This window comes from Blastococcus saxobsidens (assembly GCF_002938435.1).
Taxonomy (GTDB): Bacteria; Actinomycetota; Actinomycetes; order Mycobacteriales; family Geodermatophilaceae; genus Blastococcus; species Blastococcus saxobsidens.
On sequence record NZ_POQT01000020.1, the window covers coordinates 1 to 25,802 of the forward strand.

23 protein-coding genes are annotated in these 25,802 nt (G+C 73.0%); 10 read left to right on the plus strand and 13 right to left on the minus strand.

Annotated features, from left to right (window positions below; translation table 11 throughout):
* A partial coding sequence (locus C5507_RS12985; RefSeq protein ID WP_211295521.1) for an NAD-glutamate dehydrogenase domain-containing protein occupies positions 1 to 491 on the plus strand: 491 nt, incomplete at its 5' end.
* A gap of 103 nt (positions 492 to 594) precedes the next feature.
* Positions 595 to 1,086 (plus strand): Lrp/AsnC family transcriptional regulator, encoded by a 492-nt coding sequence (locus C5507_RS12990; RefSeq protein ID WP_207225973.1) that lies wholly within the window; start codon positions 595 to 597, stop codon positions 1,084 to 1,086.
* 6 nt (positions 1,087 to 1,092) lie between these two features.
* Here C5507_RS12990 and speB (C5507_RS12995) read toward each other — a convergent pair whose 3' ends face one another.
* Positions 1,093 to 2,049: an agmatinase gene (speB, locus tag C5507_RS12995; protein ID WP_104528951.1), complete on the minus strand. Its 957-nt coding sequence runs from the start codon at positions 2,047 to 2,049 to the stop codon at positions 1,093 to 1,095.
* Positions 2,050 to 2,191: 142 nt separating this feature from the next.
* Here speB (C5507_RS12995) and C5507_RS13000 point away from each other — a divergent pair, with 142 nt between their 5' ends.
* The 3 genes from C5507_RS13000 (at position 2,192) to C5507_RS13010 (ending at position 4,947) form a co-directional block, all read left to right on the plus strand.
* A complete protein-coding gene (locus tag C5507_RS13000) occupies positions 2,192 to 2,791 on the plus strand; it encodes a helix-turn-helix domain-containing protein (RefSeq protein ID WP_104529004.1) in 600 nt (199 codons plus the stop codon).
* A gap of 162 nt (positions 2,792 to 2,953) precedes the next feature.
* Positions 2,954 to 3,250 (plus strand): nitrilase-related carbon-nitrogen hydrolase, encoded by a 297-nt coding sequence (locus tag C5507_RS23155; RefSeq protein ID WP_242611057.1) that lies wholly within the window; start codon positions 2,954 to 2,956, stop codon positions 3,248 to 3,250.
* Entirely contained in the window at positions 3,247 to 4,947 is a 1,701-nt protein-coding gene (locus C5507_RS13010; protein WP_104528952.1) for a flavin monoamine oxidase family protein, read from the plus strand. Before C5507_RS23155 ends, C5507_RS13010 begins: the two co-directional genes overlap by 4 nt.
* Positions 4,948 to 5,102: 155 nt before the next feature.
* On the opposite strand, the gene C5507_RS13015 is transcribed toward C5507_RS13010, so the two are convergent.
* The 4 genes from C5507_RS13015 to speB (C5507_RS13030) all read right to left on the minus strand — a co-directional run bounded on the left by C5507_RS13015 (position 5,103) and on the right by speB (C5507_RS13030) (position 10,194).
* On the minus strand, positions 5,103 to 6,620 hold the full coding sequence (locus C5507_RS13015) for an HNH endonuclease signature motif containing protein (protein WP_104528953.1): 1,518 nt from the start codon (positions 6,618 to 6,620) through the stop codon (positions 5,103 to 5,105).
* A 180-nt stretch (positions 6,621 to 6,800) separates the two neighbouring features.
* Entirely contained in the window at positions 6,801 to 7,217 is a 417-nt protein-coding gene (locus C5507_RS13020; RefSeq protein ID WP_104528954.1) for a hypothetical protein, read from the minus strand.
* On the minus strand, positions 7,217 to 9,157 hold the full coding sequence (locus tag C5507_RS13025) for a primary-amine oxidase (RefSeq protein ID WP_104528955.1): 1,941 nt from the start codon (positions 9,155 to 9,157) through the stop codon (positions 7,217 to 7,219). The genes C5507_RS13020 and C5507_RS13025 overlap by 1 nt, the downstream gene beginning before the upstream one ends.
* Positions 9,154 to 10,194 carry an agmatinase gene (gene speB, locus C5507_RS13030; RefSeq protein ID WP_104528956.1) on the minus strand — a complete coding sequence of 347 codons (1,041 nt, stop codon included), beginning with the start codon at positions 10,192 to 10,194 and terminating at the stop codon, positions 9,154 to 9,156. The genes C5507_RS13025 and speB (C5507_RS13030) overlap by 4 nt, the downstream gene beginning before the upstream one ends.
* A gap of 472 nt (positions 10,195 to 10,666) precedes the next feature.
* Here speB (C5507_RS13030) and C5507_RS13035 point away from each other — a divergent pair, with 472 nt between their 5' ends.
* From C5507_RS13035 to C5507_RS13045, 3 genes are all read left to right on the plus strand, one after another.
* Positions 10,667 to 12,193, plus strand: a complete 1,527-nt coding sequence (locus C5507_RS13035) for an APC family permease (protein WP_104528957.1) — start codon at positions 10,667 to 10,669, stop codon at positions 12,191 to 12,193.
* Between the two features lie 284 nt (positions 12,194 to 12,477).
* Positions 12,478 to 13,683: a phosphoglycerate dehydrogenase gene (gene serA, locus C5507_RS13040; protein ID WP_104528958.1), complete on the plus strand. Its 1,206-nt coding sequence runs from the start codon at positions 12,478 to 12,480 to the stop codon at positions 13,681 to 13,683.
* 45 nt (positions 13,684 to 13,728) lie between these two features.
* Positions 13,729 to 15,006 carry an MFS transporter gene (locus C5507_RS13045; RefSeq protein WP_104528959.1) on the plus strand — a complete coding sequence of 426 codons (1,278 nt, stop codon included), beginning with the start codon at positions 13,729 to 13,731 and terminating at the stop codon, positions 15,004 to 15,006.
* A 158-nt stretch (positions 15,007 to 15,164) separates the two neighbouring features.
* Here C5507_RS13045 and C5507_RS13050 read toward each other — a convergent pair whose 3' ends face one another.
* The 8 genes from C5507_RS13050 to C5507_RS13085 are packed head-to-tail and all read right to left on the minus strand — an operon-like array spanning position 15,165 to position 22,037.
* A complete protein-coding gene (locus C5507_RS13050) occupies positions 15,165 to 15,656 on the minus strand; it encodes a heme-degrading domain-containing protein (RefSeq protein ID WP_207225725.1) in 492 nt (163 codons plus the stop codon).
* Positions 15,653 to 16,687: an L-glyceraldehyde 3-phosphate reductase gene (gene mgrA / locus C5507_RS13055; RefSeq protein ID WP_104528960.1), complete on the minus strand. Its 1,035-nt coding sequence runs from the start codon at positions 16,685 to 16,687 to the stop codon at positions 15,653 to 15,655. Before mgrA ends, C5507_RS13050 begins: the two co-directional genes overlap by 4 nt.
* A gap of 26 nt (positions 16,688 to 16,713) precedes the next feature.
* Positions 16,714 to 17,331, minus strand: coding sequence for a bifunctional 4-hydroxy-2-oxoglutarate aldolase/2-dehydro-3-deoxy-phosphogluconate aldolase (locus tag C5507_RS13060; protein WP_207225724.1), 618 nt, complete (start codon positions 17,329 to 17,331; stop codon positions 16,714 to 16,716).
* A complete protein-coding gene (locus tag C5507_RS13065; protein ID WP_104528961.1) occupies positions 17,328 to 18,071 on the minus strand; it encodes an IclR family transcriptional regulator in 744 nt (247 codons plus the stop codon). The genes C5507_RS13060 and C5507_RS13065 overlap by 4 nt, the downstream gene beginning before the upstream one ends.
* Positions 18,072 to 18,090: 19 nt before the next feature.
* Positions 18,091 to 19,011: a sugar kinase gene (locus C5507_RS13070; protein ID WP_207225723.1), complete on the minus strand. Its 921-nt coding sequence runs from the start codon at positions 19,009 to 19,011 to the stop codon at positions 18,091 to 18,093.
* On the minus strand, positions 18,983 to 20,488 hold the full coding sequence (locus C5507_RS13075; RefSeq protein ID WP_104528962.1) for a tripartite tricarboxylate transporter permease: 1,506 nt from the start codon (positions 20,486 to 20,488) through the stop codon (positions 18,983 to 18,985). Before C5507_RS13075 ends, C5507_RS13070 begins: the two co-directional genes overlap by 29 nt.
* A complete protein-coding gene (locus tag C5507_RS13080) occupies positions 20,485 to 21,057 on the minus strand; it encodes a tripartite tricarboxylate transporter TctB family protein (protein ID WP_104528963.1) in 573 nt (190 codons plus the stop codon). The genes C5507_RS13075 and C5507_RS13080 overlap by 4 nt, the downstream gene beginning before the upstream one ends.
* Positions 21,054 to 22,037: a Bug family tripartite tricarboxylate transporter substrate binding protein gene (locus C5507_RS13085; RefSeq protein WP_104528964.1), complete on the minus strand. Its 984-nt coding sequence runs from the start codon at positions 22,035 to 22,037 to the stop codon at positions 21,054 to 21,056. The genes C5507_RS13080 and C5507_RS13085 overlap by 4 nt, the downstream gene beginning before the upstream one ends.
* A gap of 423 nt (positions 22,038 to 22,460) precedes the next feature.
* Between C5507_RS13085 and C5507_RS13090 the strand changes: the two genes are divergently transcribed.
* Positions 22,461 to 23,369 (plus strand): pyruvate, water dikinase regulatory protein, encoded by a 909-nt coding sequence (locus C5507_RS13090; RefSeq protein ID WP_104528965.1) that lies wholly within the window; start codon positions 22,461 to 22,463, stop codon positions 23,367 to 23,369.
* Complete coding sequence (gene ppsA / locus C5507_RS13095) at positions 23,369 to 25,789, plus strand: phosphoenolpyruvate synthase (protein WP_104528966.1); 2,421 nt, start codon at positions 23,369 to 23,371, stop codon at positions 25,787 to 25,789. Before C5507_RS13090 ends, ppsA begins: the two co-directional genes overlap by 1 nt.
* The last annotated feature ends 13 nt before the right edge of the window (positions 25,790 to 25,802 follow it).

Below are 25,802 nucleotides of genomic sequence, written 5' to 3' on the forward strand. Positions count from 1 at the left end.
CCCGGCCGGGCGCCGCCGGCGACCGCGCCCGCGCGCTGCGGGACGAGCTGGCCGACGCCGGCGCCGCTCCGGTGCTCGCCGCCCGGGTGGCAGTGCTGGCTGCCCGCGCCGATCTCGTCGACCTGGCCGGGGTCGCTCGAGGTACGGGTGCGCCGATCGACCGGGTCGTGGCCGCCGACGCCGCCGTGGAGGAGCTGCTGGCACTGCCGCGGGTGCACGCGTGGACCGCGGAGCAGGCCGGCATCTCGCACTGGGTGGTCGCCGCCCGCGCGGCGGTGCGCGACGAGGTGGACCGGTTGCGCTGGGCCCTCGTGGCGGCGCTGCTGCGGGAGACCGACGGGGACGTCGGTGCCTTCACCGCCCGGCACGCGGCCGCGCTGGCGCGCTTCACCGCTGTCCGCGAGCAGGCCGTGTCCGCCCGCGACGACGTGCTGGGCCGGGCCTGCGTGGTGGCCGCGGAGCTGCGCAGGCTGGTCGAGGGCCTCGGCTGAGGCTCCCCCGGAAGGAGGGCGCCGGGCCCGGCGGGTGATCGTTACGATGCCTGGGCCCGGAGCCGCCGGGTCCACGAGCACCAGGCGGGAGCGACGGGTGAGCATGCGCCGGCAGTTCGTCCTGGACGACGTCTCCCGGGCGATCATCGAGCAGCTGCAGGAGGACGGTCGCCGCCCGTACGCCCGCATAGCGGCGGCCGTGGGGCTCTCCGAGGCGGCGGTCCGCCAGCGGGTGCAGCGGCTGCTCGACTCCGGGGTCATGCAGATCGTGGCGGTGACCGATCCGATGCAGGTCGGCTTCTCGCGGCAGGCGATGGTCGGCATCCGCACCAGCGGTGACGCCCGGGTCGTGGCCGAGCGGATCGCGGACTTCGGCGAGGTCGACTACGTCGTCATCACCGCCGGGTCGTTCGACGTGCTGGCCGAGGTCGTCTGCGAGGACGACGACCAGCTGCTCGACGTCGTCGCCCGGATCCGCGGCGTCGACGGGGTGGAGACGACCGAGACCCACCTCTACCTGGGGCTGGCCAAGCAGACCTACGCCTGGGGCACCCGGGGCCCGCAGAGCCCGACGTCGTCCGACGCCGGGCTCTGACCCGGCTCAGCCCGCGGCGCGGTTGAGCGCCAGGACCGACAGCAGCTCGTAGCCGACGTGGGCCGCGGCGATGCCGGTGAGCTCGGCGTGGTCGTAGGGCGGGGAGACCTCGACGATGTCGGCCCCGACGACGTCGAGCCCGACCAGCCCGCGCAGCGTGTTGAGCAGCTCGCGGCTGGTGAGCCCGCCGGCCTCGGGCGTGCCGGTGCCCGGCGCGTGCGCGGGGTCGAGGACGTCGATGTCGACCGACACGTAGACCGGTCCACCGGTGAGCCGGCGCCGCATCCGCTCCACGATGCTGCGCACGCCGTCGACCTCGTAGTCGTCGGAGCGGATGACCTGGAAGCCGAGGACGGCGTCGTCCTCCAGGTCCTGCTTGCTGTAGAGCGGGCCGCGGATGCCCATGTGCAGCGAGCGCTCCATGTCGATGAGCCCCTCCTCGCTGGCCCGGCGGAACGGCGTGCCGTGCGTGTAGGGGGCGCCGAAGTAGGTGTCCCACGTGTCGAGGTGGGCGTCGAAGTGCAGCACGGCGACCGGGCCGTGGTCGCGGGCCAGCGAGCGCAGGATCGGCAGGGCGATCGTGTGGTCGCCGCCGATGGTGAGCAGCTGGGTCCCGTCCGAGCGCAGCGCGGTGACCTCGCGGTCGATGGTCTCGATCGCCTCACCGAGGTCGAAGGGGTTGACGCCGATGTCCCCGGCGTCGGCCACCTGCTGGGTCCCGAAGGGGGTGGCGTCCAGTGCCGGGTTGTACGGGCGCAGGAGCTTGGAGCCGGCGCGCACGTGGCCCGGGCCGAAGCGGGCGCCGGGCCGGTAGCTGACCCCGGTGTCGAAGGGCACCCCGACCACGGCGACGTCGGCACGCGAGACCTCGTCGATCCGCGGCAGCCGGGCGAAGGTCGCCGGGCCGGCATAGCGGGGGACCCGCGTGGCGTCGACGGGGCCGATCGGGCTCTGCTCCTGCACGGGATCTCCTGTGTGCGCGAGGCCGGGTGGTGCGCGGGGGAGCGGATCCCCCGTCCGGGTCGGAGGCCACTGTCAACTCGTGTTTCTTATTTGTCAACGCCGACGCGGGAACTACTGTCCGCCAGGAGACCGGGAGGTGGCGATGGAGGCGGTGTCCAGCGGTGGCGCGGTGTCCGAGGTGCCGCGCATCGGCGAGCGGCTCAAGGCCGTCCGGCAGGCGCGCCGGCTGACCCTCACCGACGTCGCCGGGGCGAGCGGGCTGACCAAGGGGTTCCTGAGCAAGCTCGAGCGCGACCAGGCCAGCGCCTCGGTGGCCGCCCTGGTGCGGGTGTGCGCCGTCCTCGGCATCTCTCCGGGCAGCCTGTTCGAGGCGCCGTCCGGTGGCGAGGCGGTCCGGGCCGGCAGCTACCCGCCCATCGCGTTCGGTGGGCAGGGTCTGACGGAGTACCTGCTCACGCCCTCCGGGGAGCGCCGGGTGCAGGCCATCCTCTCCGAGATCGCGCCGGGGGGCGGCAGTGGCGAGGAGACCTACGCCCTGCCCGCCGAGGTGGAGTTCGTGTTCGTGCTCGACGGCGACCTCGAGGTCACGGTCGGCGGGGATGTCACGGTCCTCGGGGCGGGGGACGCCTTCACGTTCTCGCCGGGCTCCCAGCACGGCTTCCGGTCCCTGCGTACCGACGGCGCGACGCGCGTGCTGTGGGTGTTCGCCCCGGCGCTCTCGGCGGGTCGGACCGCTCCGTAGGAAACGTTCGTTGACACTCAGGCAACCGGTGGCGATGCTCTCTGCGATGCGGACCACGCAGAGACCCGGGGGAGCACCTCCGGGGAGGCAGTGAGCGCCGCCTCCGGCCCGACACCGTCGCGGCGTCGGCCGGTGCACGAGCCCGGACCGGAGGGGAGAACCGTGCGCATCGCACTCTCGCAGGGACCGGCCGAGACGCCCGACCCCGAGGCCGGGCTGGCCGCGGTCGCGGTCGCTGCCCGGTCGGCCGCGGCGGCCGGCGCCCGGCTGCTGGTCACGCCGGAGATGTCGCTCACCGGTTACGCGATCGGAGCGGAACGGGTGGCCGAGCTCGCCGAGCCCCTGCCCGAGCTGCTCGTGGTCGACGTCGACCCCGCCGCCCGGACCGCCTGGCGCCGGGTGAACACCCACCTGGCCGACCGGCGTCCCGAGCTCTACCTCCCGGAGCAGCCCGCATGACCTCCGCCATCCCGGTCAACGCCCACGAGCCGGGTCAGCAGCGGCCGGCCCGCCCGCTGACCATGTTCGGCCCGGACTTCCCCTTCGCCTACGACGACTGGCTGGTGCACCCCGCCGGGCTCGGGCAGGTGCCGGTGGACCGGCACGGCACCGAGGTCGCGGTCATCGGTGGCGGCCTGTCGGGCATCGTGACCGCGCACGAGCTCGTGAAGCTGGGGCTCAAGCCGGTCGTCTACGAGGCGCACGAGATCGGCGGGCGGCTGCGCTCGGTCGGGTTCGAGGGGCACCCGGGCGTGGTGGCCGAGATGGGCGCGATGCGCTTCCCGCCGTCGTCGACCAGCTTCTTCCACTACGTGGACGACCTGGGCCTGCCGACCACGCGGTTCCCCAACCCGCTGGACCTGGCGACCCCCAGCACGGTCGTGGACCTCAAGGGGGAGTCGCACTACGCCCGCACGCTCGACGACCTGCCACCGCTGTACCGGGCGGTCGCCGACGCCTGGCACGAGACCCTGGTCGAGCGTGCGCGCCTGGAGGAGATGCAGGCGGCGATCCGGAACCGCGACGTCAAGGCGATCAAGGCCGTCTGGGACGACCTGGTCGAGCGGCTCGACGACACCACGTTCTACGGGTTCCTCGCCGCCTCGCCGGCGTTCAGCTCCTTCCGGCACCGCGAGGTGTTCGGCCAGGTCGGGTTCGGCACCGGCGGCTGGGACACCGACTACCCGAACTCGATGCTGGAGATCCTGCGGGTCGTCTTCACCGCCGCCGATGACGACCACCTGTCGATCGTCGGAGGCTGCCAGCAGGTGCCGGTGCGGCTGTGGGAGAAGCGGGTCGCGGCGCCGGCGCACTGGCCGGCTGGCACCAGCCTGGCCGACCTGCACCCCGGCGGGCGACCGCTGCCCGCCGTCACCCGGCTGCACCGGACCGAGCCGGGCAACATCACCGTCACCGACGAGGCCGGCGGCATCCGCACGTACGCCGCCGCGGTCTTCACCGCGCAGAGCTGGAACCTGCTGTCGCGGATCGTGTGCGACGAGAGCCTGTTCCCGATCGACCACTGGACGGCGATCGAGCGGACCCACTACATGGGGTCGACGAAGCTGTTCTGCCTGGTCGACCGGCCGTTCTGGAAGGACGTCGACCCGCAGACCGGGCGGCACCGGATGAGCATGACCCTCACCGACCGGATGACCCGCGGCACCTACCTGCTCGACCAGGGGGAGGGGCGACCGGGGCTGATCTGCCTGAGCTACACCTGGGCCGACGACTCGCTGAAGTGGCTGCCGCTCTCGGCGACCGAGCGCATGGAGGTCATGCTCGAGTCGCTGCGCGGGATCTACCCGGACGTGGACCTGCGCCGGCACATCATCGCCTCGCCGGTGACGGTGTCGTGGGAGTCCGAGCGCGACTACATGGGCGCGTTCAAGGCCAACCTGCCCGGCCACTACCGGTACCAGCGGCGGCTGTTCACCCACTTCGTGCAGGACGAGCTGCCGGAGCAGTACCGCGGGCTGTTCCTCGCCGGGGACGACATCTCCTGGACCGCCGGCTGGGCCGAGGGCGCGGTGCAGACGGCGCTCAACGCCGTGTGGGGCGTGGTGCACCACCTCGGTGGGCGCACCCACCCGGAGAACCCCGGACCGGGTGACCTCTTCGACGAGCTCGCGCCGGTGCGGTTGCCCGAGGACTGACCTCCGGCTGCGGAGTGCCGGTCGGCGAACGTCGCACGCAGCCTTACCAACCTGACACGCCGCCTCGCCGCCGAGCCGCCGCCCCTTCCGCTCGACACCTGTCAACCTTCGGCTGGGCGGCACGGGTCGCGCCCGGACCACCGCGGCACGGGTGGTCAGAACGGTGGCGGGTCGTCGTCCGAGGTGGAGCCGGCCGGTGTGCTCTCCGGCTGCGGTGGCTCGGCTGGTTCGGGTGGCTCCGGGGGCTCCGGTGGCCGTGCCCGCATGCCGGGTGGCCGGGTGGTGCGGGTGACCCCGGACGGCGTGGTCACGTGCAGCGTGCCGTCGTCCTCCATGACGAATCGCCAGCCGGGGGCGAGGGTCTTGAGCCGGTGGTGGCTCCGGCACAGGCAGCAGAGGTTGGCGCAGTCGGTGGCTCCGCCGGCGGCGTGCGGAACCACGTGGTCGCGGTCGGTCCACCCGACCCGCTGTCCGCAGTTGGGCATGCGACAGCCGCGGTCGCGGGTGGTGAGGAACAGATCCTGGGCGCCGGTGGGCGTGTAGGCATCCGTCGGCGCCGGCCGACCGAGCACCGTGCAGCCGCAGCCGTCCCCGTGGGCGGCGCATCCCCGCCGGGCGAGCCGCTGCAGCTGCTCCGGAGTGGCGGTTGCCAGCAGTCGCCCGTTGGCATCGGTGAGCGCGAGGGTGAGAGAACCGCCTTCGGGCGTCTGCAGACCCAGCGCGCCGATCCGTCGCAGCAGATCGCAGACGTGCGCTGCGGTGATGGGAAACCCGCCCACCGACCCCGCCGTCGCCGAGCCGCCTTCGAGGGCGTCGAGGGCGGCGGTGACGGTGACGTGCGCTTGGACGGCGGGCAGGCCGTGCCCAGCCGGGCGGCGCAGCAGCAGGGAGAACACTTCTGCGCGGATCTGCCCGATCGGCCGCGGGTCGCCGTCGGCTTTCGCCATGCGCGCCAGCCGGTCGATCAGGTCGTAGCTCTCGGCGGCCTCGTCGGCGGGCAGCTCGGCGGCGAGGGTGGCCATGCCCTCCAGGTGCGAGGGGTGGCTGCGCACGTCGGCGTGCCGGCGGGCGTCCTTCCGACGGGCATCTATGGCCTCCGCGTCGAGCGCCAGGAGCAGCTCGAGTGCCCGGGCGTGCAGCCGGGCCCTGGACATCTCGGTCGCGTCCGGCAGCAGGCGCGACTCGATCTGCCGGGCGATGTCCGGCGAGGTGTGCTGCAGGACGTCGGCGAGCACCTTCGCTCGCCCTTCGTCCAGGGTGCCGTCGGCCATGGCCGCCCACGTGGCCGGGAGGCTCTCCCGGTAGATCCACGCCCGGTGCGCCAGGTGGGAGGCCGCACCGCGGCCGATGTTGAGCACGACGGCCAGTTCGGCTGGGAAGAACTGCGACACCCCGGGCGGCTGGGTGTCCGGCGCCCACGAACCCTTCCGCGCTCCCGGGTGGTCCGGCGACGGGTCGAGGGTGTCGGGGGTGTCCTCGGCCAGGCCGAGGATCAGCTCCGTCTCGTACGCGGCGTCCATGGCCTTGCGGGCCTGCAGCCGCTGCAGCTCGGCAGCCTTCTCCTGCTTCGTCAGCACGCCGACCGGAAGTCGCGCGCTCGTCGGCGGCCGGCCGAGGAACCACCCCACCAGGCCGGCCTCCAGCGGCGAGCGCACGGTGCCGGCTGCTGTCATACCTCGAACATACGTTCGAGGTATGACAGTTCCGGGCGCGCTGTGGGATCGGATCCGATTCTGCTCGGTTCGGGGGTCGATGCACCCGACGGGGGCCGGGGCCCTGGTGGAGGCGGAATCCGGTCCCGGGGATCCCGTCCGTGGCACGCAGCCGCCGGCCTGGCGAGCCGGGAGGTACGACTACGCGGTTCGGCGGACCGCCGAGCCCGTCCGCGCGGAGGCGAGGGTGAGCACCGCCGAGCCTGCGCGCACGGCGGCCAGGACCAAGGCCGCCACTGCCAGTCCGCCGGCGACCGGGCCGGCCCAGGCGGCGAGCTCGGGGGCCGCATGCGCCGCGTGGCCGGTGAGCACGGGCGGGTGGGCGACGAGCATCGCCGTCGTCAGCACGACGTGCGCCGCCCACGCCACCGGCCCCGGCCGTCGGAACAGGTGCACCGCGCACAACAGGCACGCCAGGACCAGGGCGGCGGTCGCCGTCGTGCCGGGGTGCGGCGCCGCGGCCAGCGCCAGGCCGTGCACGGCGGCGCAGCCCGCGGCGGCCCCCGCCGCACTCCGGGCGAGGAACCGCGGCAGCGCGGCGGGGCCGAGCGGCTCCATCAGTGGCAGCGACCCGGGGCCGGCGGCACGTCGAGCGCGGGGTTGCGGTCGAAGAACCCGACCGGCTTGAGCTCGAACGAGACGACGTCCACCGGCATGACCGGCCAGTCCTCGGGGCGCGGCACGTGGTGGATGCCGAACACGTGCCACAGGACGACGTCGGTGTCGGTCAGCGGCCGGTCGGCCTTCTGCCACTCCGGCAGGCCCTCGTCCCGGCGGCTCTGGTTGCAGAACTCGCCGGACGGCCAGCGCTCCTCCTCGTCGAAGCGGCTGACCCACACCGGGTGGTCGATGACCTGCGCCCGCTGCCGGAACGGCGCATCCGGGTGCGCCATGGAGGGCAGCGCCGAGGTCGGGTAGAGCTTGTAGCCGGGCGCCGTCCCGAGGCGGTTGGGCTTGGTCCGGTTGACCACCTTGAACGACCGCTGGGTGGCGAAGTCGAGGTCCAGGCGGCCCTCGGCCTCGGTCTCCACCGGCCGGCTGCGGGTGACCACGGCCAGCCCGTGCGGGTTGTCCTCCGACATCGGCAGCGCTTCGCTCTCGGTGACGACGACGGTGTTCTCCGGCCCGTCCACCTCCATGTCCAGCCGCGCGACGATGAAGTGCTGGTGGATCGGCGCGTAGGTGCGCTCGTCGACGACGGTGCCGTACGGCGGCGCGTCCCCCTCGAAGGCGCTGGTCACCATGATCCCGGTGGCGCGGACCTCGCACTGGATCGTGCCGTCCTGGTAGAAGCGCCAGTAGGTGAGGTACTCGTAGTTCGCCACCGTGGCGTGGAAGGACACCACCATCCGCCGCGACCGGCGCACCTCGGACCCCGCCTGCTCGTCGACGTGCTTCCACAGCACGCCGTCGTCCTCCTCGTGGAGGCAGATGGCGTTCTCGATCGTGTAGGGCTCGCCGCGGGTGTCGTGCAGCACGGCGTCGACGTAGGTGATGTCGCCCAGGCAGTCGCAGCCGAGCTTGAGCGACGTCGTCATGTTGCCCAGGCCCCACTCGCCGGCGTCGAACGCGGTGCGCCGGTGGTGGTCGGGGCTGGGGTCTCGGTAGGGCACGACCATCTCGGCGAAGGACATCCGGTGGGCGACCGGCCGGCCGTCGTACTCCAGCCGGTGGATGACCAGGCCCTCGCGGTAGTTGAAGCCCAGCCGCATCGTCCACTTCTGCCAGCGCAGCTCGTGGCCGTCCAGGGCGAAGGAGACGCCCTCGGGCTGGATGATCTCCAGCGCCTTGACGTCGGTGCGCTGCTGCAGGCCCGGGACCAGTGACGGCACGTACTCACCCATCACCGCCGGTTCGGCCGGCGGCGCGGTGTCCTCGATCTGCAGCAGCTCCATCGTGTTGAGGTCGACGACGAAGTGCAGGCCCATGACCGGGTTGGCGTAGGGGTTGGCGTTCGGTGCGGAGCGGCGCCACACGTCGGTCCAGCCGACCCGGCGGTCCTGGAACCCCTGCGGGATGAGCGAGTGGCCGTAGGCCCAGGTGTCGATGAGCACCAGGTCCAGGTCGGTGATGCCGCGCTTCGCGAGGGCGGCGACCACGTCGGGGTGCCGGATCAGCACCTCGTGCGCCTCGTGCCACTCGTCGACGGTCATGTTGGCCTGCTGGCCGGGCACGGCCTCCCACGAGACGACGGCGTCGTCGGTGAGCGACACGACCGCCTTGTAAGGGACGCCCTCGTCGCGGCTCCAGGCGGTGACCCGGGCCTCGCGGCGGACGGGGTCACCGGCACGGAAGGCGCGGACGACGTCCTTGGCCGGCTCGCGCAGCTCGATGGCGGCGAACCGCCAGCGCTCGTCGACGCCCTTGTCGCGGCGCAGGACCGCCGCGGCGGCGCGGAACTCGTCGGCGGTCAGCGGGTCCAGCGGGTGCGGGGTGCCGGGAGCCGCCGGGGCACTGGCGGTGCCGGAGCCGTGGCACGACGGCGCGGACTCGGTCATGACGGGTTCTCCTGGGTGGTGTCGGGGCGGTCCGCGAGCAGGGGGAGGGACGGGTCCCAGCGGGTGCCGTCGCGGGCGTCGCGGCGGCGCCGGGCGATCGCCGACAGCGCCTCGAGGACGACCCGGTTGGCCAGTGCTGCGGTGATGTCGGCGTGGTCGTAGGGCGGGCTGACCTCGACGACGTCGACGCCGACGACCGGCAGCTCCAGGCAGATGCGGCGCACGGAGTCCAGCAGCTGGCGCGCCGAGAGCCCGCCCGGCTCGGGGGTGCCGGTCCCGGGCGCGTGGCCGGGGTCGCAGACGTCGATGTCGACGGAGAGGAAGACGCCCTCGCACTCGTCGGTGGCGATGCCGAACGCCTCGGTCAGGCAGTCGGTGAGCCCGCGGTGGACGATCTCGGTCATCTCGTAGCTGCGCATGCGCTGCCCGGCCATCCAGTCCAGCGTCTCCGGCGGCGGCCAGTAGCCGCGCAGGCCGATCTGCAGGAACCGGTCGCCGCGCAGCGCGCCGGACTCGATGAGCCGGCGCATCGGCTGGCCGTGGCCCCACAGCGAGCCGAACTCGATGTCGCCGGTGTCGGCGTGGGCGTCGAAGTGCAGCATCGACACGCGGCCGTGCCCGAGCACGTTGGCCACGCCCTTGGCGTCGGCGAAGGCGATCGAGTGGTCACCGCCGAGCACGACGGGGATCGCCCCGGAGCGGGCCACCTTCTCCACGGCCCGCTCCAGCGCGGGCAGCGCCGTCTCGATGTCGCCGGAGTACATCTCGACGTCCCCGGCGTCGAGCACCCGCAGGTCGCGCAGCCCGTCGGTGCGCAGCGCCAGGCTGGGCCGGGACCCGTCGTGCGGCAGGTAGTCGGTCATCCGGATCGCCTGCGGGCCGAAGCGGGTACCGGGACGGTGTGACGTGCCGCCGTCGAACGGCGCCCCGAGGACGACGACGTCGGCGTCGGCGTAGGACGCCGGGTCGTCGAGGTCGCAGCGGTCGACGCCGAGGAAGGTGATGTCGGGGCCGAACTGGGGGCCGTAGCGGGTCATCGCTCGAAGTCCGATCGGTCGTGCGGTGGGGGGATCCGTCGTGCGGGTGAAGCTTCGCACGGTGCCTGCGCCACGGGTGGCGGCTCACACGCCACGTTCGACGGAATCAGTTGCGTCAGCGAGGGTAAGCCACGGATCGCGTCGGCACCACGGTCGTCCACTGCGGTTCCGAGGATCGGGTGACGTCGAGCGGTCCGCCGCCCCCGGCTCCCGGGCGTGCGCCGGCGAATCTGCCGGATCTCCAACGGATAACGATTGTCCGACGGCGATACGCCGACGAAACAGTCGTCGGGCATCCTCTCGGCGCCGGGATCCGTGATCCACCTCTCGTGCCGGACCGTCGATGCCGTCGGCGGTCGGTGTACGAGGCGGAGTCTTCCCCCAGGGGGCGGGTGGCTGGCTGGCTTCACTGTGATCCGGCGCACAGGCCGGCACCGGACGCGCGCCACGCCGGCGCGACGAGGAGGACCGCATGACCCTGAACCAGGGCGCCACCACGGGTGGCACCGACCTGCGGGCCAAGGGCCTGTCCAAGAACTCCGTGGGCCTGCTCGCCAGCGTCGTCCTCGGCGTCTCGAGCATCGCGCCGGTCTACGCGCTGACCGCGACGCTCGGCCCGACGGTGACCGAGGTGGGGTTGCAGATGCCGGCGATCTTCCTCGCCGGCTTCCTGCCGATGCTCCTCGTCGCCTACGCGTACCGGGAGCTCAACCGGGTCGCCCCGGACTGCGGGACCTCGTTCACCTGGACCACCAAGGCGTTCAACCCCTACGTGGGCTGGCTGGCCGGCTGGGGCGCCCTGCTGGCGACGATCATCGTGCTGTCCAACCTGGCCGGCGTCGCCGTCTCCTTCTTCTACCTGCTGCTCGGCGAGATCACCGGCTCGGCGACGATCGGCGACCTGGGCAGCAACACCCTGGTCAACGTGGTCACCTGCGTCGCCTTCGTGGCCCTGGCCACCTGGGTCACCTACCGCGGCGTCGAGGCCACCAAGCGCGTCCAGTACGTGCTGGTCGGCTTCCAGATGGTGGTGCTGGCGGTGTTCGCCGTCCTCGCGCTGTCCGAGGCCGGCTCGGCCCCGGGCGGCATCCCCTTCGAGCTGTCCTGGCTCGACCCCACGGCGATCACCTCCTTCAGCGCCTTCACCGCCGGACTGTCGCTGTCCCTCTTCATCTACTGGGGCTGGGACACCTGCCTGACGGTCAACGAGGAGACCTCGGGCAGCAGCCGCACCCCGGGCCGGGCGGCGCTGGTGACCATGCTGGTCATCATCGTCACCTACGTCGGTGTGGCGATCGCCGTGCAGATGTACGCCGGCATCGGCACCGAGGGCACCGGGCTGGGCAACCCCGACACCGGTGACAACGTCTTCGCCGCGCTCGCCGGGCCGGTGCTCGGCCCGGGTCTGGCGTTCATGCTCTTCCTCGCCGTCGTGGCCAGCTCCGCGTCCTCCCTGCAGACGACGTTCCTGCCGACCACCCGGACCATGCTGGCGATGGGCGCCTACGGCGCGCTGCCCAAGCGGCTGGCCGAGGTGCACCCGCGCTTCCTGGTGCCCTCCACGGCCACCTTCGTCGCCGGCGCCGCCACCGCGGTCTTCTACGTCGCGATGACGCTGATCAGCGAGAACGTCCTGCTCGACACAATCTACGCGCTCGGGCTGATGATCTGCTTCTACTACGGCCTCACCGCCTACGCCTGCGTCTGGTACTTCCGGCACGAGCTCCGGCGCAGCGCGCGCGACCTGGTCTTCAAGGGCGTCCTGCCGCTGCTGGGCGCGCTGATGCTCACGGCGGTGTTCCTGCAGACGGCGGTCGACACCCTCGACCCCGCCTACGGCAGCGGCTCGTCGGTGTTCGGCCTGGGCAGCGTCTTCGTCATCGGCATCGGCCTGCTGGCCGCCGGCGTGGTCTTCATGTTCGTGTGGCGGGCCCGGCACCCGGAGTTCTTCCGCGGCGAGACGCTCAAGACCGACACCCCGGCGCTGGTCTTCGACTGATCCGCCGGACCCCGTCACCCGGGCGGACGACCGGGTGGGTGCACGGCGGGCCACGACCTCCCTCCGGGAGCGTGGCCCGCCGTGGGCCGCCGCGGCAGGTGCGCGGCGTACGGCGGATTTGGGGTCGCCGCTAGCGTGTCTGTCGTCCGATGCGCACCCCGTCCGGTGCGCAGCCCGTCCGGTGCGCAGCCCGTCCGATGCGCAACCCGCCCGATGCCCAGCCCGCCCGGTGCCACGACGTCGGGCGGCGGCCGCCCCGTGCCTCCCGAGGAGACCAGCCCGACATGCCCAGAGCCCTGCTGCTCGAGAACATCGACCCGGTGGCGGTCGAGCTGCTGTCCTCGGCGGGCTTCGAGGTCGAGTCCCTGCGCGGGGCGCTGGACGAGGCCGACCTCATCGCCGCGCTCGACGGCGTCGACGTGCTGGGCATCCGGTCCAAGACCCAGGTGACCGCGGAGGTCCTGGCCCGCCGCCCGCAGCTGGCCGCCGTGGGCGCGTTCTGCATCGGCACCAACCAGATCGACCTGACCGCGGCGGCGGAGGCGGGAGTGGCGGTGTTCAACGCGCCGTACTCCAACACCCGCAGCGTGGTGGAGCTGGCCATCGCCGAGATCATCAGCCTGGCCCGGCGGCTGACCGACCGGGACCGCGCGCTGCACGCGGGCATCTGGGACAAGTCGGCGACCGGCAGCCACGAGATCCGCGGGCGGACCCTCGGCATCGTCGGCTACGGCAACATCGGCAGCCAGCTGTCGGTCCTGGCCGAGGCCCTGGGCATGCGGGTGCTGTTCTACGACCTGGAGGACAAGCTCGCGCTGGGCAACGCCGAGTCCTGCGGCAGCCTCGAGGAGCTGCTCGAGCGCTCGGAGACCGTGTCGCTGCACGTCGACGGCCGGGGCGGCAACGCGGGGCTGTTCGGTGCCGAGCAGTTCGCCCGGATGCGCCCCCGCAGCCTGTTCCTCAACCTCTCCCGCGGGTTCGTCGTCGACCACGAGGCCCTGCGCGACCACATCCTCAGCGGGCACATCGCCGGCGCCGCGGTGGACGTGTTCCCCGAGGAGCCGAAGAAGCAGGGCGACGAGTTCAGCTCCGTGCTGCGCGGCCTGCCCAACGTCATCCTGACCCCGCACGTCGGCGGGTCGACCCAGGAGGCGCAGTACGACATCGGCCGGTTCGTCGCCGGCAAACTGGTGGACTACTCCCGCACCGGGACGACGACGCTGAGCGTGAACCTGCCCGCGGTGGCGCTGCACGGCTCCTCGGTCTCCCGGTTCGCGCTGCTGCACCGCAACGTGCCCGGCGTCCTGGCCCGCGTGGACGCCCTGGTCGGGGAGCACGGGCTCAACGTGGACGGTCAGATGCTGTCCACGCGCGGCCCGTTCGGCTACGTGGTGACCGACGTCAACGGCGCGCTGCCCGCGGACCTGCTCGACCAGCTGCGGGCGCTGCCGGAGACCGTCCGCCTGGTGACGTCGCACCGCCGCGCCTGACCTCGAGGCCACCCCGGGACGAACTGGAAGGTCCGGACGACGAACGTGACGACAGGCCCCGACCGCGTCCCGTCCCCGCTCGACGTGCAGGACGGGCGGCGGGCGTGGTCGGTCCTGGCGGCCGCCTTCGTCGCGATGTTCGTCAGCTTCGGGGTGGCCTACAGCTTCGGGGCGTTCCTCGTCCCGGTGAGCGACGCGCTCGGCTCCGGGCCGGGAGCGACCGCCGGCGTCTTCTCCCTCACCCTGATCGCCCTGTTCGGCCTCGGCGCGCTCTCCGGGCCGGCGGTCGACCGGTTCGGGCCCCGGCGGGTGGTGCTCGTCGGGGCCCTCGCGATGGGCCTCGGACTGCTGCTGACCTCCCGCGCCACGGCGCTGTGGCAGGCCTACGTGGGCCACGGTCTCGGCGTGGGGCTCGCGGTGGCCTGCAGCTACGTGCCCCTGGTCGCGGTGGTGGGCGGGTGGTTCACCCGGCGGCGCACCCTCGCCGTCGGCATCGCGGTGTCCGGGATCGGGCTCGGCACGCTGCTGGTCGCCCCGCTGGCCGCCGACCTCATCGCCCGCCTCGGGTGGCGGGAGGCGTACCTCGTCCTCGCCGGCGTCGGCACGCTCGCGCTCGGCGGGTGCGCCTTCCTCGTCCGCGCGGCCCCCGGGGTCGTCTCCGCCGAGCCGGCGCCGCTGCGCCCCCGGCTGCGCACCCCGACGTACCGGCGGCTCTACGCCAGCGGCCTGCTGCTCTCGATCGTGCTCTTCGTCCCCTTCGTGCACCTGCCGGCCTACGCCGTGAGCCGGGGGACGGGGCAGGTGGCCGCGGCGACCCTGGTCGGGGTCATCGGGGCGGCCAGCATCCTCGGGCGCCTGGCCCTCGGCGCCGCCGCCACCCGCACCGGGGTGCTGCGCACCTACCAGGGCTGCTTCGCCCTGATGGCCGGGAGCTTCCTGCTGTGGCTCGGGGAGCCCGGCTACCCCCGGCTGGTCGTCTTCGCCGCGCTGCTCGGGATCGGGTACGGAGGCTTCGTCGCCCTCGGCCCGACCCTGGTGGCCGAGCTGTTCGGGCTGCACGGGCTGGGGGGTCTGCTCGGGATCCTCTACACGTCGGCGGCCGTCGGGTCCGCGATCGGTCCCCCCGCCGCGGGCGCGGTGATCGGCGCGACGGGGGAGTACCTGGCGGTGATCGTGGCGGCCCTGGTGCTCGGGGCGGCGGCCACCGCGATGGTGCTCACCGTCCGGCCGGCCACCCCGGCGGACCCGCACCCGTGGTCGATGCCCGCCCCGGCGTCGAGACGTGGCCGGCGGCGAAGGGTCCTGGATGGCCGGAGCGGGTGATCGGCCAGCCGGCGCAGGGCCAGACCACCACCTCGCGCGGTGACCACAGGTCCTCGATCAGGTCCCGAACGCCGGCACGGGTCCCGCTGGCGCGGTGAGCGACTGGTTAGCGGCCGCCTCCTCACCCCGGTCGCGCCGGCGGGGGCGACGAGCGGTGCTCAGCCGGCCAGGAACGCGCGCAGCTGCTCGACCACGAAGGCGTGGTCCTCCACCTGCGGCAGCCCGGAGATGCCCACCGTGCCGACCACGCCGACCCCGGCGACCGTGATCGGGAAGACCCCGCCGTTGGCGGCGACGCGCGTGTGGTCCAACCGGGAGTCGGCGGCGTAGTCCCGGCCGGCAGCACGGAATTGCTCCCGCACGCCCAGCGAGGAGCGCTGGAAGTGCACGACGGCGGCGACCTTGCGGTCCAACCAGGCGTCGTTGTCCGGGGAGGCGCCGGGCAGGGCGGCGTGGAAGAGCCGCTGCCCGGCGAGCGTCACCCCCACGACGACCGGGAGGGCGCGCCCGAGCGCGGCGTCGCGCAGGAAGGCGCCGAGCGTCCAACCGGTCTGCCGGTCGAAGCGCGGGAACACCAGTTCCCGCTCCTCGGCGGTGATCCGGGCGAGCGCGGCGGCGGCCTCCTCCCGCTCGTCCATCGTGGCGCTCACGCCTGCGACGAGGCGGCCCACATGTTGAGGCCCCCGTCCTGGGCGTGCTCGTCGATCCGGGCCAGCTCCTCCGCGGTGAAGCCGGAGGCCTGGACGCAGCGGACGGTGTCGTCGAGCTGCTCGGGGCGGCTGGCGCCGATCAGCACCGAGGTGACCCGCGGGTCGCGCAGCGCCCAGGACAGGGCCATCTGCGGCAGGGTCTGCCCGCGCTGCTCGGCGATGGCGTTGAGCGCTCGGACGCGCTCGATGTTGGCCTCGCTCAGCATGCCCTCGCGCAACGTCTTGCCCTGCGTGGCTCGCGACCCCTCGGGCACCCCGTCCAGGTACTTGGTGGTGAGCAGGCCCTGGGCGAGGGCGGAGAAGGCGATGACGCCGAAGCCCTGCTGCTCGGCGACGTCCAGGAGGCTGGGCTCACCCTCCTCGATCCAGCGGTTGAGCATCGAGTACGAGGGTTGGTGGATCAGCAGCGGCGTCCCCAGCTCGTGCAGCAGCTCGCTGATCTCGGCGCTGCGGGCAGGGGAGAAGCTGGAGATGCCCACGTAGCGGGTCTTGCCCGCCCGGACGGCGGCGTCCAGGGCCGAGGCGGTCTCCTCCAGCGGCGTCTCGGGGTCGAAACGGTGCATGTAGAAGATGTCCACGTGGTCCAGCCGCAGGCTGCGCAGCGAGTGCTCCAGGCTGCCGAGCAGGTGCTTGCGCCCTCCGCCGGTGCCGTGCGGGCCGGGGAAGAACGGGTAGCCGGCCTTGGTGGCGACGACCAGCTCGTCGCGCAGCCCGGCGAAGTCCTCGGCCAGGAGGCGGCCGACGTTGCGTTCGGTCGAACCGGGCGGCGGGCCGTACCCGTTGGCGATGTCGATGTGGGTGATGCCCAGGTCGAAGGCGTGCTGCAGCAGGGCCCGCTGGCGCGCCAAGGGGGTGTCGTCGCCGAAGTTGTGCCAGGTACCCAGGGACACGGCCGGCAACTGCAGGCCGCTGCGGCCCACCCGGCGGTGCGGCATGCGGTCGTAGCGGTCGGGGGCCGGGATGTAGCTCATCAGGACTCTCTCTTCCGTGGTGGAGCTCAGCCGGCGGTGAGCTCAGCGAGCAGGTCGAGCTGGCGGGGATCGTCGAGGGCCGATCCGACGGCCACCACGCGGGCGCCGGCGGCGAGGTAGTCCCGGGCGTTGTACGCGTCCATGCCACCGGTGGCCACCAGCGGCAGCCCGGGGAACGGCCCGCGCATCGCGGCGAACCACCCCGTGCCCAGCACCGAGGCCGGGAACGCCTTCACCCAGGTCTGGCCGTCGGCCAGTGCGGCCTGCACGTCCGAGGGAGTGGCGACGCCGGCCAGGTGCGGCAGCCCGGCGGCCCGGCTTGCCGCGGTGACGGCCGGGTCGAAACCGGGGGCCACGGTGAACACGGCACCGGCATCGGCGGCTCGGCGGACCCGCTCGGCCGAGGTCACCGTCCCGGCGCCGACCACCCGGCCGGCGCCCGCGGCGGCCGCCACTGCAGCCCGCAGCGAGGCGACGGCGTCGGGGGACTGGATGGGCACCTCGACGACGTCGATGCCGACCGACCAGGCGCGCTCGCACAGCGCGACCGTCCGGGCCGGGTCGTAGCCGCGCAGGATCGCCATCACCGGGGTGCGGGCGAACCACGCGTCGAAGGCCGGCGGGCTGCCGCCTGCCGCGGTCACGGTCGCCACCCGATGGCGCGCGACACGTCGCTCACGACCTCGTCGAGCCGCGGCAGCAGTTGCTCCAGGGCGGCCAGGTCGGCGCGCGCCTTGAGCGCGGTCACGGACACGGCGGCCAGCACGTTGCCGCGGGCGTCGCGGATCGGCATGGCCACGCAGTTGACGTAGTCCTCGTACTCGGCGTCGTCCACCGACCAGCCGCGGCTGCGGACCCGGTCGAGTTCGGCGTCGTAGGCGGCGCGGGAGGTCAGGGTGGTCTCCGTGTATCGGGTGAAGGCGTGGGTGGCCAGCATGCGGTCGACCACGGCGGCGGGTTGGAACGCGAGGATGGCTTTGGCCACCCCGGCGGTGTGCAGCACGACCGGCTGCCCGACCTGCGAGTAGAGCCGCACCATGCCCGGCTGCTCGATCTTGTCGGCGTAGACGATCGCGCTGCCGTCGAGCACGGCCAGGTGCACGGTGTGCAGGCACTCCCGGCCCAGCGACGCGAGGTGCGGACGGCTGATGTTGCGCAGGTCGAACTGCTCGGCGGCGACCGAGGCCAGGCCGGCCAGCCGGTAGCCGACGCCGTAGTGGCCGTCGGCGTGCCGACGGGTCAACCCGGCCTCGGTCAGGGTCTGCAGCATGCGCAGCGCCGTGGAGCGGTGCACCCCCAGGTGCTCGGCGACCTCGCTCTGGGTGCGGGGGCGCAGGCTGACCAGTTCGAGGATCTCGGCCGCGCGCTGGATGCTCTGGGACATCGTCGTCTCCTTCTGTCGCTCAGGCAGGCACGAAGTCGTGGGTGCTGCCCAACGCGCGGGCGGCGGTCCGGTGCCCGCAGCTCAGCCGCCCGCCGACGTCCTGCCCGCCGAGCATCGCGGACAGGTAACCCGCGGCAAAGGCGTCCCCCGCACCGACGGGCTCCACCACCTGCACCGGGATCGCCGGCTCGAAGGTGGCAGTGGTCCCGTCGAACTCGGTGGCGCCGACAGCGCCGTCCTTGACCACGACGGTGCCGCCCAGCCCCAGCCGGCCGTGCAGCCGGACGGCGTCGCCCTCGCCCCACAGGCCCTCGGCCTCGTCGCGACCGACGAAGACCAGGTCGGCCGCGGCGGACAGCCGCGCGAGCTCCGGCGCCGCCTCGGCATGGGACCACAGCCCCGCACGGTGGTTCACGTCGAAGGAGACGAGGGCTCCGGCGTCCCGGGCGGCCGCGATCGCGGCGTCGGTCAGCCGGGCGCAGCCCTCTGACAACGCCGTGGTGATGCCGGTCAGGTGCAGGATGCGCACCCCCCGCAGGTCCACCCGGTCCAGCACCGCCGGGTCCATCCGGGACGCCGCGGAGCCGGCTCGGTAGTAATGCACCGTGGTCGCCTCCGTGCCGGGGTCCTTGAAGTAGACGCCGGTGGGCGCAGCGGGATCCACGTCCACCCACCGGACGTCGACGCCGTGCCGGCTGACCTCGTCCAGCAGCCGGGACCCCAGCGGGTCGGAACCGACGGCGCTGACCCAGGCGGTCCGGTGGCCGAGCCCGGTCAGGTAGAGCGCCACGGTCGACTCGGCGCCACCGGTACGGACGGAGAAGTTCTCCGCTGTGCGCAGCGGCTGACGGAGCGTGGGGGTGACCATGGCCATGCTCTCGCCCAGGGTCACGACCGCGGGCACGTCGGCCTCAAACGACCGGGGTGGGAGTGCGCTCACGGGAGCGTCGTCCTTTCATGGAGCTGCGCAGGGGCTGGACGGTGACCGCGAGCAGGCTCAGCGCGATCAGCGTCATCCCGATGGGGCTGGAGAACAACGCGTCGCCGCCGTCGATGAGCAACGCGCGCCGCAGGTTGCTCTCCGCGAGCGGGCCCAGGATCAGCCCGAGAACCAGCGGGCCGGGTGGGAACCCGAACCGACGCATCAGCAGGCCGAGCAGACCGAACACCCACATGAGGGCGACGTCGAAGACGCTGTTCTGCACCGCGAACGTCCCCACCATGCAGAAGGTCACGACGACGACCGCCAGGTAGCGCGGGGGCAGGGCGAGCAGCTTGATCACCCCGCGCATGCGCATCAGGGCCAGAGCCAGGGCCAGGAGGGTGGCCAGCGTCATGAGGCCGGCCAGGCTGTAGACCAGGTCGGGGTTGGTGACGAACAGCGCCGGGCCGGGCTGCAGACCCCACACGACCATCGAGCCGAGCATCACGGCCATCACCGAGTCGCCGGGCACCCCGACGGCCAAGGTCGTGGTCAGCGAGCCGCCCATGGTGGCGCAGCTGGCACTGTCCGGCGCTGCGACGCCCTCCAGCGCTCCCTTGCCGAAGCGTTCGGGGGTCTGGGAGGTGCGACGCGCCTGATCCCAGGCGACGACCCCGGCGATGTCCCCGCCGGCGGCCGGCACGACACCGACGACCGACCCGACCGCGCAGCCGATCATGGTGGGCTTGACCAGCGAGCGGGTCTCTGCCCGGTTCGGCCACCAGCGGCCGAGCTGGGAGATCGGCTGCGGGACCCTGCCGGGGCGGGCGGAGACGAGCTGGTTGGTCACCTCGGCGATGCCGAAGAGCCCGATGATGGCGGCGATGAAGGGCACCCCGCTGGCGAGCTCGTCGAAGCCGAGGGTGAACCGCTGGTCACCGGTGATCGGATCGCGGCCCACGACGCCCAGCAGGAGTCCGAAGAGCCCGGCGCCCAGGCCCTTGACGATCCGGCCGCCGGAGACGCCGACCATCATGGTCAACCCGAACACGACCAGGCAGAACAGCTCGATCGGCCCGAACTGCAGGGCGAACCCGGCCAACGGCTGGGCCAGGAAGACCAGGATCAGGATCCCGGTCAGCGACCCGATCGCGGACACCAGGGCGGAACTGGTGAGCGCGATGCCGGCCTTGCCCTGCTTGGCCATGGGGTAGCCGTCGAAGGTGGTGGCGATCGAGGCGGGGGTCCCCGGGGTGTTGATCAGGATCGAGGGGACCCGGTCGCCGAACTGGGCGGCGACGTAGATCGACAGGAGCACGGCCAGGCCCGGCAACGGGTCCAGGGTGAGGGTGAACCCGGCAGCCAACGCCACCGCCATGGTCGCGGTGACGCCCGGGACGGCGCCGACCAGCGAGCCGAGCAGTACCCCGATGACCAGGCAGACCCCGATGTAGGGATCGGCGAGGGCGCCGAGCCCCTCGGCGAGTGCGTTCACAGCGGCACCCGCAGCAGCAGGCCGAAGATCCCGTACGTCAACCCCACGATGACCGCCGGGAAGACCACCAGAGCGTGGACACCCCGGCTGCCCAGCACCGCGGTCAACGCCGCGACGAACACGAAGGTCACGGGCACGAAGTGGAAGTACTGCCAGGCGCTGCCGTAGCAGATGACCAGGGCAGCGAGGCCACCGAGCTGCAGCAGCCCGTGCCGGGTGACCGACTCGTCGTCGGGCACCGCACGGTGCAGCAGCCCGGCGGCGGCGATGCCCCCGGCCGCCAGCAGCAGGCCGAGGCCCAGCACGGTCGGCCACCAGTCCGGGCCGAGGCTCCCGTCGTCGCCTCCTGTCGGCAGGCCGCGGCTGCCGGCCAGGGTAAGCACCCCGCAGCCGGCGACGACGGCGGCGACCAGCAGGTCACGGGCCCGGCCGTAGGGGACCCTCGCCTCGGCGTCGAGGTGTCCGTCCACCGCGTTGCCGGGCACGGCCGCGTCTGGGCCGGTGGGCTCGACGGGCGGGCCGCCGGTGCCCCCCGCCCCCGCCGGGCGCACGGAGATCCGGGGGCTCATGACGCCAGCAGTTCGGCGAACCGAGCGCTCTCCTCGGTGACGAACTCGCTTGCCTCGTCGGCGTCCCGGTAGGTGACGATGTTGCCGCCGCTCTCGATCAGCTCGATGTAGCTCGGGGCCTCCACGGCAGTGCCGATGGCGGACTCCAGGGTGTCGCGGACCTCGTCGGGCAGGCCGGCCGGTGCGGCGATGACCGCCCAGCTGCCGATCTCGACGTCGTAGCCCTGCTCGATCGCGGTCGGGACGCCCTCCAGGGCCGGAGCCGGTTCCTCGGTGAACACCGCCAGCACTCGCAGTCGCCCGTCGGCGTGGGCCGGGGCGGTCTCGCCGATCCCGGCGACCACCGCGTCGACCTGGCCGCCGATGGCCGCGGTGACCGCGGGGGCGCCGCCGTCGAAGGGCACGGCCTGCAACTCGATGTCGGCGGCCTGGGACAGCGCAGTCACGCCGGCGTCCCAGATCGAACCGGCACCGGCGGTGGAGACCGACACCGTGCCAGGCGCCTCCTTCGCCGCCGTGATCAGGTCCTCGAGGGTCTGGTAGGGGCTGTCGGCGGGGACGGCGATGGTGCCCGGCTGGGCGTTGACCTGCCCCAGGAAGTCGTAGTCCGCCGGGTCGACGTCGAAGTCCTGATACTGCAGCATGCTCACCTCGACCGGCAGGACGGCGATCGAGTAGCCGTCGGGGTTCTGGTCGGCGAGGAACTGCATGCCGACCGAGCCGGAGGCGCCCGGCCGGTTCTCCACGACCACCGAGACGCCGAGGTCGTCCTCGAGCTCCGTGCCCAGGGTGCGGGCGGTCAGGTCGGTGGCCCCACCGGCCGCCGTGGGCGTGTAGAGCGTGATCGTGTCGTTCGGGAAGTCGTTGCCCGGGGGGGTCTCGCCGGCGCCTCCGCGGGAGGCGCACCCGTTCAGGGCGACGGCGACGGAGGCGACCGCGACGGCAGCGGCGGTGCGACGGGCGGTGACGGATGGGGACATCGTCGTCCTTTCGTTTGTTGCATAGGCTGCAACAGGTGTGCTCAATGCGCACACGCTATGCCATGTGCATCACACCGACAAGGGGATGAGCGGGCCAGTTCGCGGTCGTGTGCGGTGGAGCGCCACCTCTGCGCCCTCGAGGAGCCGGGCACGCGCTCCGGCCACTCGCCAGACGGCATGCTGAGTACCGCGTGCCGCGGCCTGGGCTCGCTACCCCGTTCGGCGATGTCCGGGGGCTGCACCTGCGGGGTGTGCGACAGCACGCGGGCCGGTGATCCGACGGCCCGACACGTGCCCAACAAGCCGTGCGCGGGGCAGACTCGGCCCTCGAGCTGTTTCCTGCGACGACGCGGAAGGCCAGAGGTGCGACATGACGCCCGATCCCTCGGGTGACCGTTCCGGCGACGTCCGCCGGGGTGCCCGGTGACCCATCGCCTCCCGGCCCTGCCCGACGACGGCGACGACGAGACCGTCGTCCCGGTGTTCTTCCTGTCCGACAGCACCGGCATCAGCGCGGAGACGATGGGCAACGCGCTGCTCATCCAGTTCCCGGACGTGCGCTTCGAGCGCACCGTGATCCCGTTCATCTCCTCGGTCGAGGAGGCCCGCGAGGTGGTGGCCCAGCTCGACGAGGTGATGGCGGGACCGGTCGCCCCGCTGGTCTTCACCACCGCGGCGGTCGACGAGGTGCGCGCGGAGCTGATGCGGACGAAGGCCCCGATCATCGACTTCTTCGGGCTGCACATGGACCGCGTGGAGGCGCAGCTCGGCGCCCGCGGGCTGCGCGAGGCCCGGCGGCTGCACGGCCTCGGCGACGTCCGCCGCTACAACGACCGGATGGCGGCGATCGAGTTCGCCATCGAGCACGACGACGGCCTGAGCCCCCGGGGGCTGGACCGGGCCGACGTCGTCCTGCTCGCGCCGTCGCGCTGCGGCAAGACCCCGACGGCCATGTACCTGGCCCTGCAGCACGGCCTGTTCGTCGCCAACTACCCGCTCGTCGACGAGGACCTGGAGACCACCGACCTGCCGCGGCCGGTCCGGGGTCTGGCCGACCGCTGCTTCGGGCTGACCACCACCGTCGCCCGGCTCAGCCGGGTGCGCCAGGAGCGCCGCCCGGACTCCCGGTATGCCTCGGAAGAGCAGTGCCGGTTCGAGCTGCGCCGGGCGACGGCGATGTACGACAGGCATGATCTGCCCACCGTGGACACCTCGGCGGCCTCCGTCGAGGAGATCGCCGCCGTGGTGATCCAGACCCTGGCCCGGCAACGGCGCAGCCTCGCGCGCCGGCAGGCCGGCCACGACCTCCGCCGAGGAAGGATGGACCGCTGATGAGCACCGACACCACCTCCGACGTACCGACCGGGGGCACGCCGGACGACGGCGACAACGTCCGCTGGTTCGCCGAGCTCGGGCTGGCCGACCTGGAGGTGGTGGGCGGCAAGAACTCCTCGCTGGGCGAGATGATCTCCCAGCTCGCCGACGCCGGGGTCAGCGTGCCCGACGGCTTCGCCACCACGGCGGCGGCCTACCAGCGCTTCCTCGGTGACACCGGGCTCGCGGACCGGATCGCCGAACGGCTGCGCGGCCTGGACACCGACGACGTCCGGGCCCTGTCGGCCGCCGGCCAGGAGATCCGCCGGGCCGTGGTCGAGCAGCCGTTCCCGCCGGCCCTGGAGGGCGACATCCGCAAGGCCTACGAGCAGCTGGCCGGCGACGACGCCGAGGCCTCCTTCGCGGTCCGCTCCAGCGCCACCGCCGAGGACCTCCCGGACGCCTCCTTCGCCGGGCAGCAGGAGACGTTCCTCAACGTGCGCGGCATCGACGCGGTGCTGCAGGCCGTTCGCGAGGTCTACGCCTCGCTCTACAACGACCGGGCGATCGCCTACCGGGTGCACCACGGCTTCGACCACGAGGCGGTCTCGCTGTCGGCGGGCGTGCAGCGGATGGTGCGCTCCGACATCGGCGCCTCGGGCGTCATGTTCACCATGGACACCGAGTCCGGGTTCCGCGACGCCGTCTTCATCACCTCGGCCTACGGCCTCGGCGAGGGGGTCGTGCAGGGCGCGGTCAACCCCGACGAGTTCTACGTCTACAAGCCCGCGCTGGCCGCCGGGCGCCCGGCGATCCTCAAGCGGGGCGTGGGGGAGAAGGCCACCAAGATGGTCTACACCGAGCACGCGGAGGTGGGCCGGACGACGGCGTTCGTCGACGTCGACCCCGCCGAGCGCCGGCTGCTGTCCCTCACCGACGACGAGGTCCTCGAGCTGGCCCGCCAGGCCGTCCGGATCGAGGAGCACTACGGCCGGCCGATGGACATCGAGTGGGGCAGGGACGGGCTGACCGGGAAGCTGTTCATCCTGCAGGCGCGCCCGGAGACCGTGCAGTCCCGGTCGGGCAACACCTCCGAGCGGTACCGGCTCACCGGCACCGGGGAGGTCATCGCCGAGGGGCGGGCGATCGGCCAGAAGATCGGGGCCGGTGCCGTCCGGGTGCTCGACGACATCGACCAGATGGACTCCTTCGTCGCCGGGGACGTGCTCGTCGCGGACATGACCGACCCGGACTGGGAACCGATCATGAAGCGGGCCTCGGCGATCGTCACCAACCGCGGGGGGCGCACCTGCCACGCGGCGATCATCGCCCGCGAGCTGGGCATCCCCGCCGTCGTCGGCACCGGCACGGCCACCCGTACGCTGTCCGACGGCGACACCGTGACCGTCTCCTGCGCCGAGGGCGACACCGGCTTCATCTACGCCGGTGAGGTCGGCTTCGAGGTGGCCGAGACCGAGCTCGACGCCATGCCGGAGATCCCGACCAAGATCATGATGAACGTCGGGACGCCGGAGCAGGCCTTCGCGTTCTCCCGGCTGCCGCACTCCGGCGTGGGGCTGGCCCGGCTGGAATTCATCATCAACCGGCAGATCGGCATCCACCCGCGGGCGCTGCTGGAGCTCGACCGGCTCGAGGGGAAGCTCAAGGCGCAGATCGAGGAGCGGATCGTCGCCTACCCCTCGCCGCGGGACTTCTTCGTGCAGCGGGTCGCCGAGGGCGTCTCGATGATCGCCGCGGCGTTCGCGCCCGAGCCGGTGATCGTGCGGATGAGCGACTTCAAGTCCAACGAGTACGCCAATCTCCTCGGCGGCGAGCAGTACGAGCCGCACGAGGAGAACCCGATGATCGGCTACCGCGGGGCCTCGCGGTACCTGTCGGACGACTTCACCGAGTGCTTCGCCATGGAGTGCGAGGCGCTGCGGTACGTCCGCGACGAGATGGGCCTGACGAACGTCAAGATCATGATCCCGTTCGTCCGGACGGTGGCCGAGATCGAGGGCGTCGTCCGGCTGCTGGGCGAGCACGGGCTGCGCCGCGGGGAGAACGACCTGTCCGTGGTGATGATGTGCGAGCTGCCGTCCAACGCGCTGCTGGCCGGCGACTTCCTCGAGCACGTCGACGGCTTCTCCATCGGCTCCAACGACATGACGCAGCTGACGCTGGGGCTCGACCGCGACTCCGCACTGGTGGCCGGGGGCTTCGACGAGCGCGACCCCGCGGTGCTCGCGCTGCTGGAGATGGCGATCCGGGCCTGCCTGGAGCGGGGCAAGTACGTCGGCATCTGCGGCCAGGGCCCCAGCGACCACCCCGACCTCGCGCAGTGGCTCGTGGAGCAGGGCATCGAGAGCATGTCGCTCAACCCGGACACCGTCGTCGACACCTGGCTGCACCTGGCGAAGCTCGCTCGCGCGTCCTGACCGACCGCGGCCG

Bases quoted from the DNA above. Each gene is read 5' to 3' on its own strand.
- C5507_RS12990 (WP_207225973.1), top strand. From the start codon at position 595: ATGCGCCGGCAGTTCGTCCTGGACGACGTCTCCCGGGCGATCATCGAG.
- C5507_RS13000 (WP_104529004.1), top strand. From the start codon at position 2,192: ATGGAGGCGGTGTCCAGCGGTGGCGCGGTGTCCGAGGTGCCGCGCATC.
- C5507_RS13010 (WP_104528952.1), top strand. From the start codon at position 3,247: ATGACCTCCGCCATCCCGGTCAACGCCCACGAGCCGGGTCAGCAGCGG.
- C5507_RS13015 (WP_104528953.1), bottom strand. From the start codon at position 6,620: ATGACAGCAGCCGGCACCGTGCGCTCGCCGCTGGAGGCCGGCCTGGTG.
- C5507_RS13020 (WP_104528954.1), bottom strand. From the start codon at position 7,217: ATGGAGCCGCTCGGCCCCGCCGCGCTGCCGCGGTTCCTCGCCCGGAGT.
- C5507_RS13025 (WP_104528955.1), bottom strand. From the start codon at position 9,157: ATGACCGAGTCCGCGCCGTCGTGCCACGGCTCCGGCACCGCCAGTGCC.
- speB (WP_104528956.1), bottom strand. From the start codon at position 10,194: ATGACCCGCTACGGCCCCCAGTTCGGCCCCGACATCACCTTCCTCGGC.
- C5507_RS13035 (WP_104528957.1), top strand. From the start codon at position 10,667: ATGACCCTGAACCAGGGCGCCACCACGGGTGGCACCGACCTGCGGGCC.
- serA (WP_104528958.1), top strand. From the start codon at position 12,478: ATGCCCAGAGCCCTGCTGCTCGAGAACATCGACCCGGTGGCGGTCGAG.
- mgrA (WP_104528960.1), bottom strand. From the start codon at position 16,687: ATGAGCTACATCCCGGCCCCCGACCGCTACGACCGCATGCCGCACCGC.
- C5507_RS13065 (WP_104528961.1), bottom strand. From the start codon at position 18,071: ATGTCCCAGAGCATCCAGCGCGCGGCCGAGATCCTCGAACTGGTCAGC.
- C5507_RS13080 (WP_104528963.1), bottom strand. From the start codon at position 21,057: ATGAGCCCCCGGATCTCCGTGCGCCCGGCGGGGGCGGGGGGCACCGGC.
- C5507_RS13085 (WP_104528964.1), bottom strand. From the start codon at position 22,037: ATGTCCCCATCCGTCACCGCCCGTCGCACCGCCGCTGCCGTCGCGGTC.
- ppsA (WP_104528966.1), top strand. From the start codon at position 23,369: ATGAGCACCGACACCACCTCCGACGTACCGACCGGGGGCACGCCGGAC.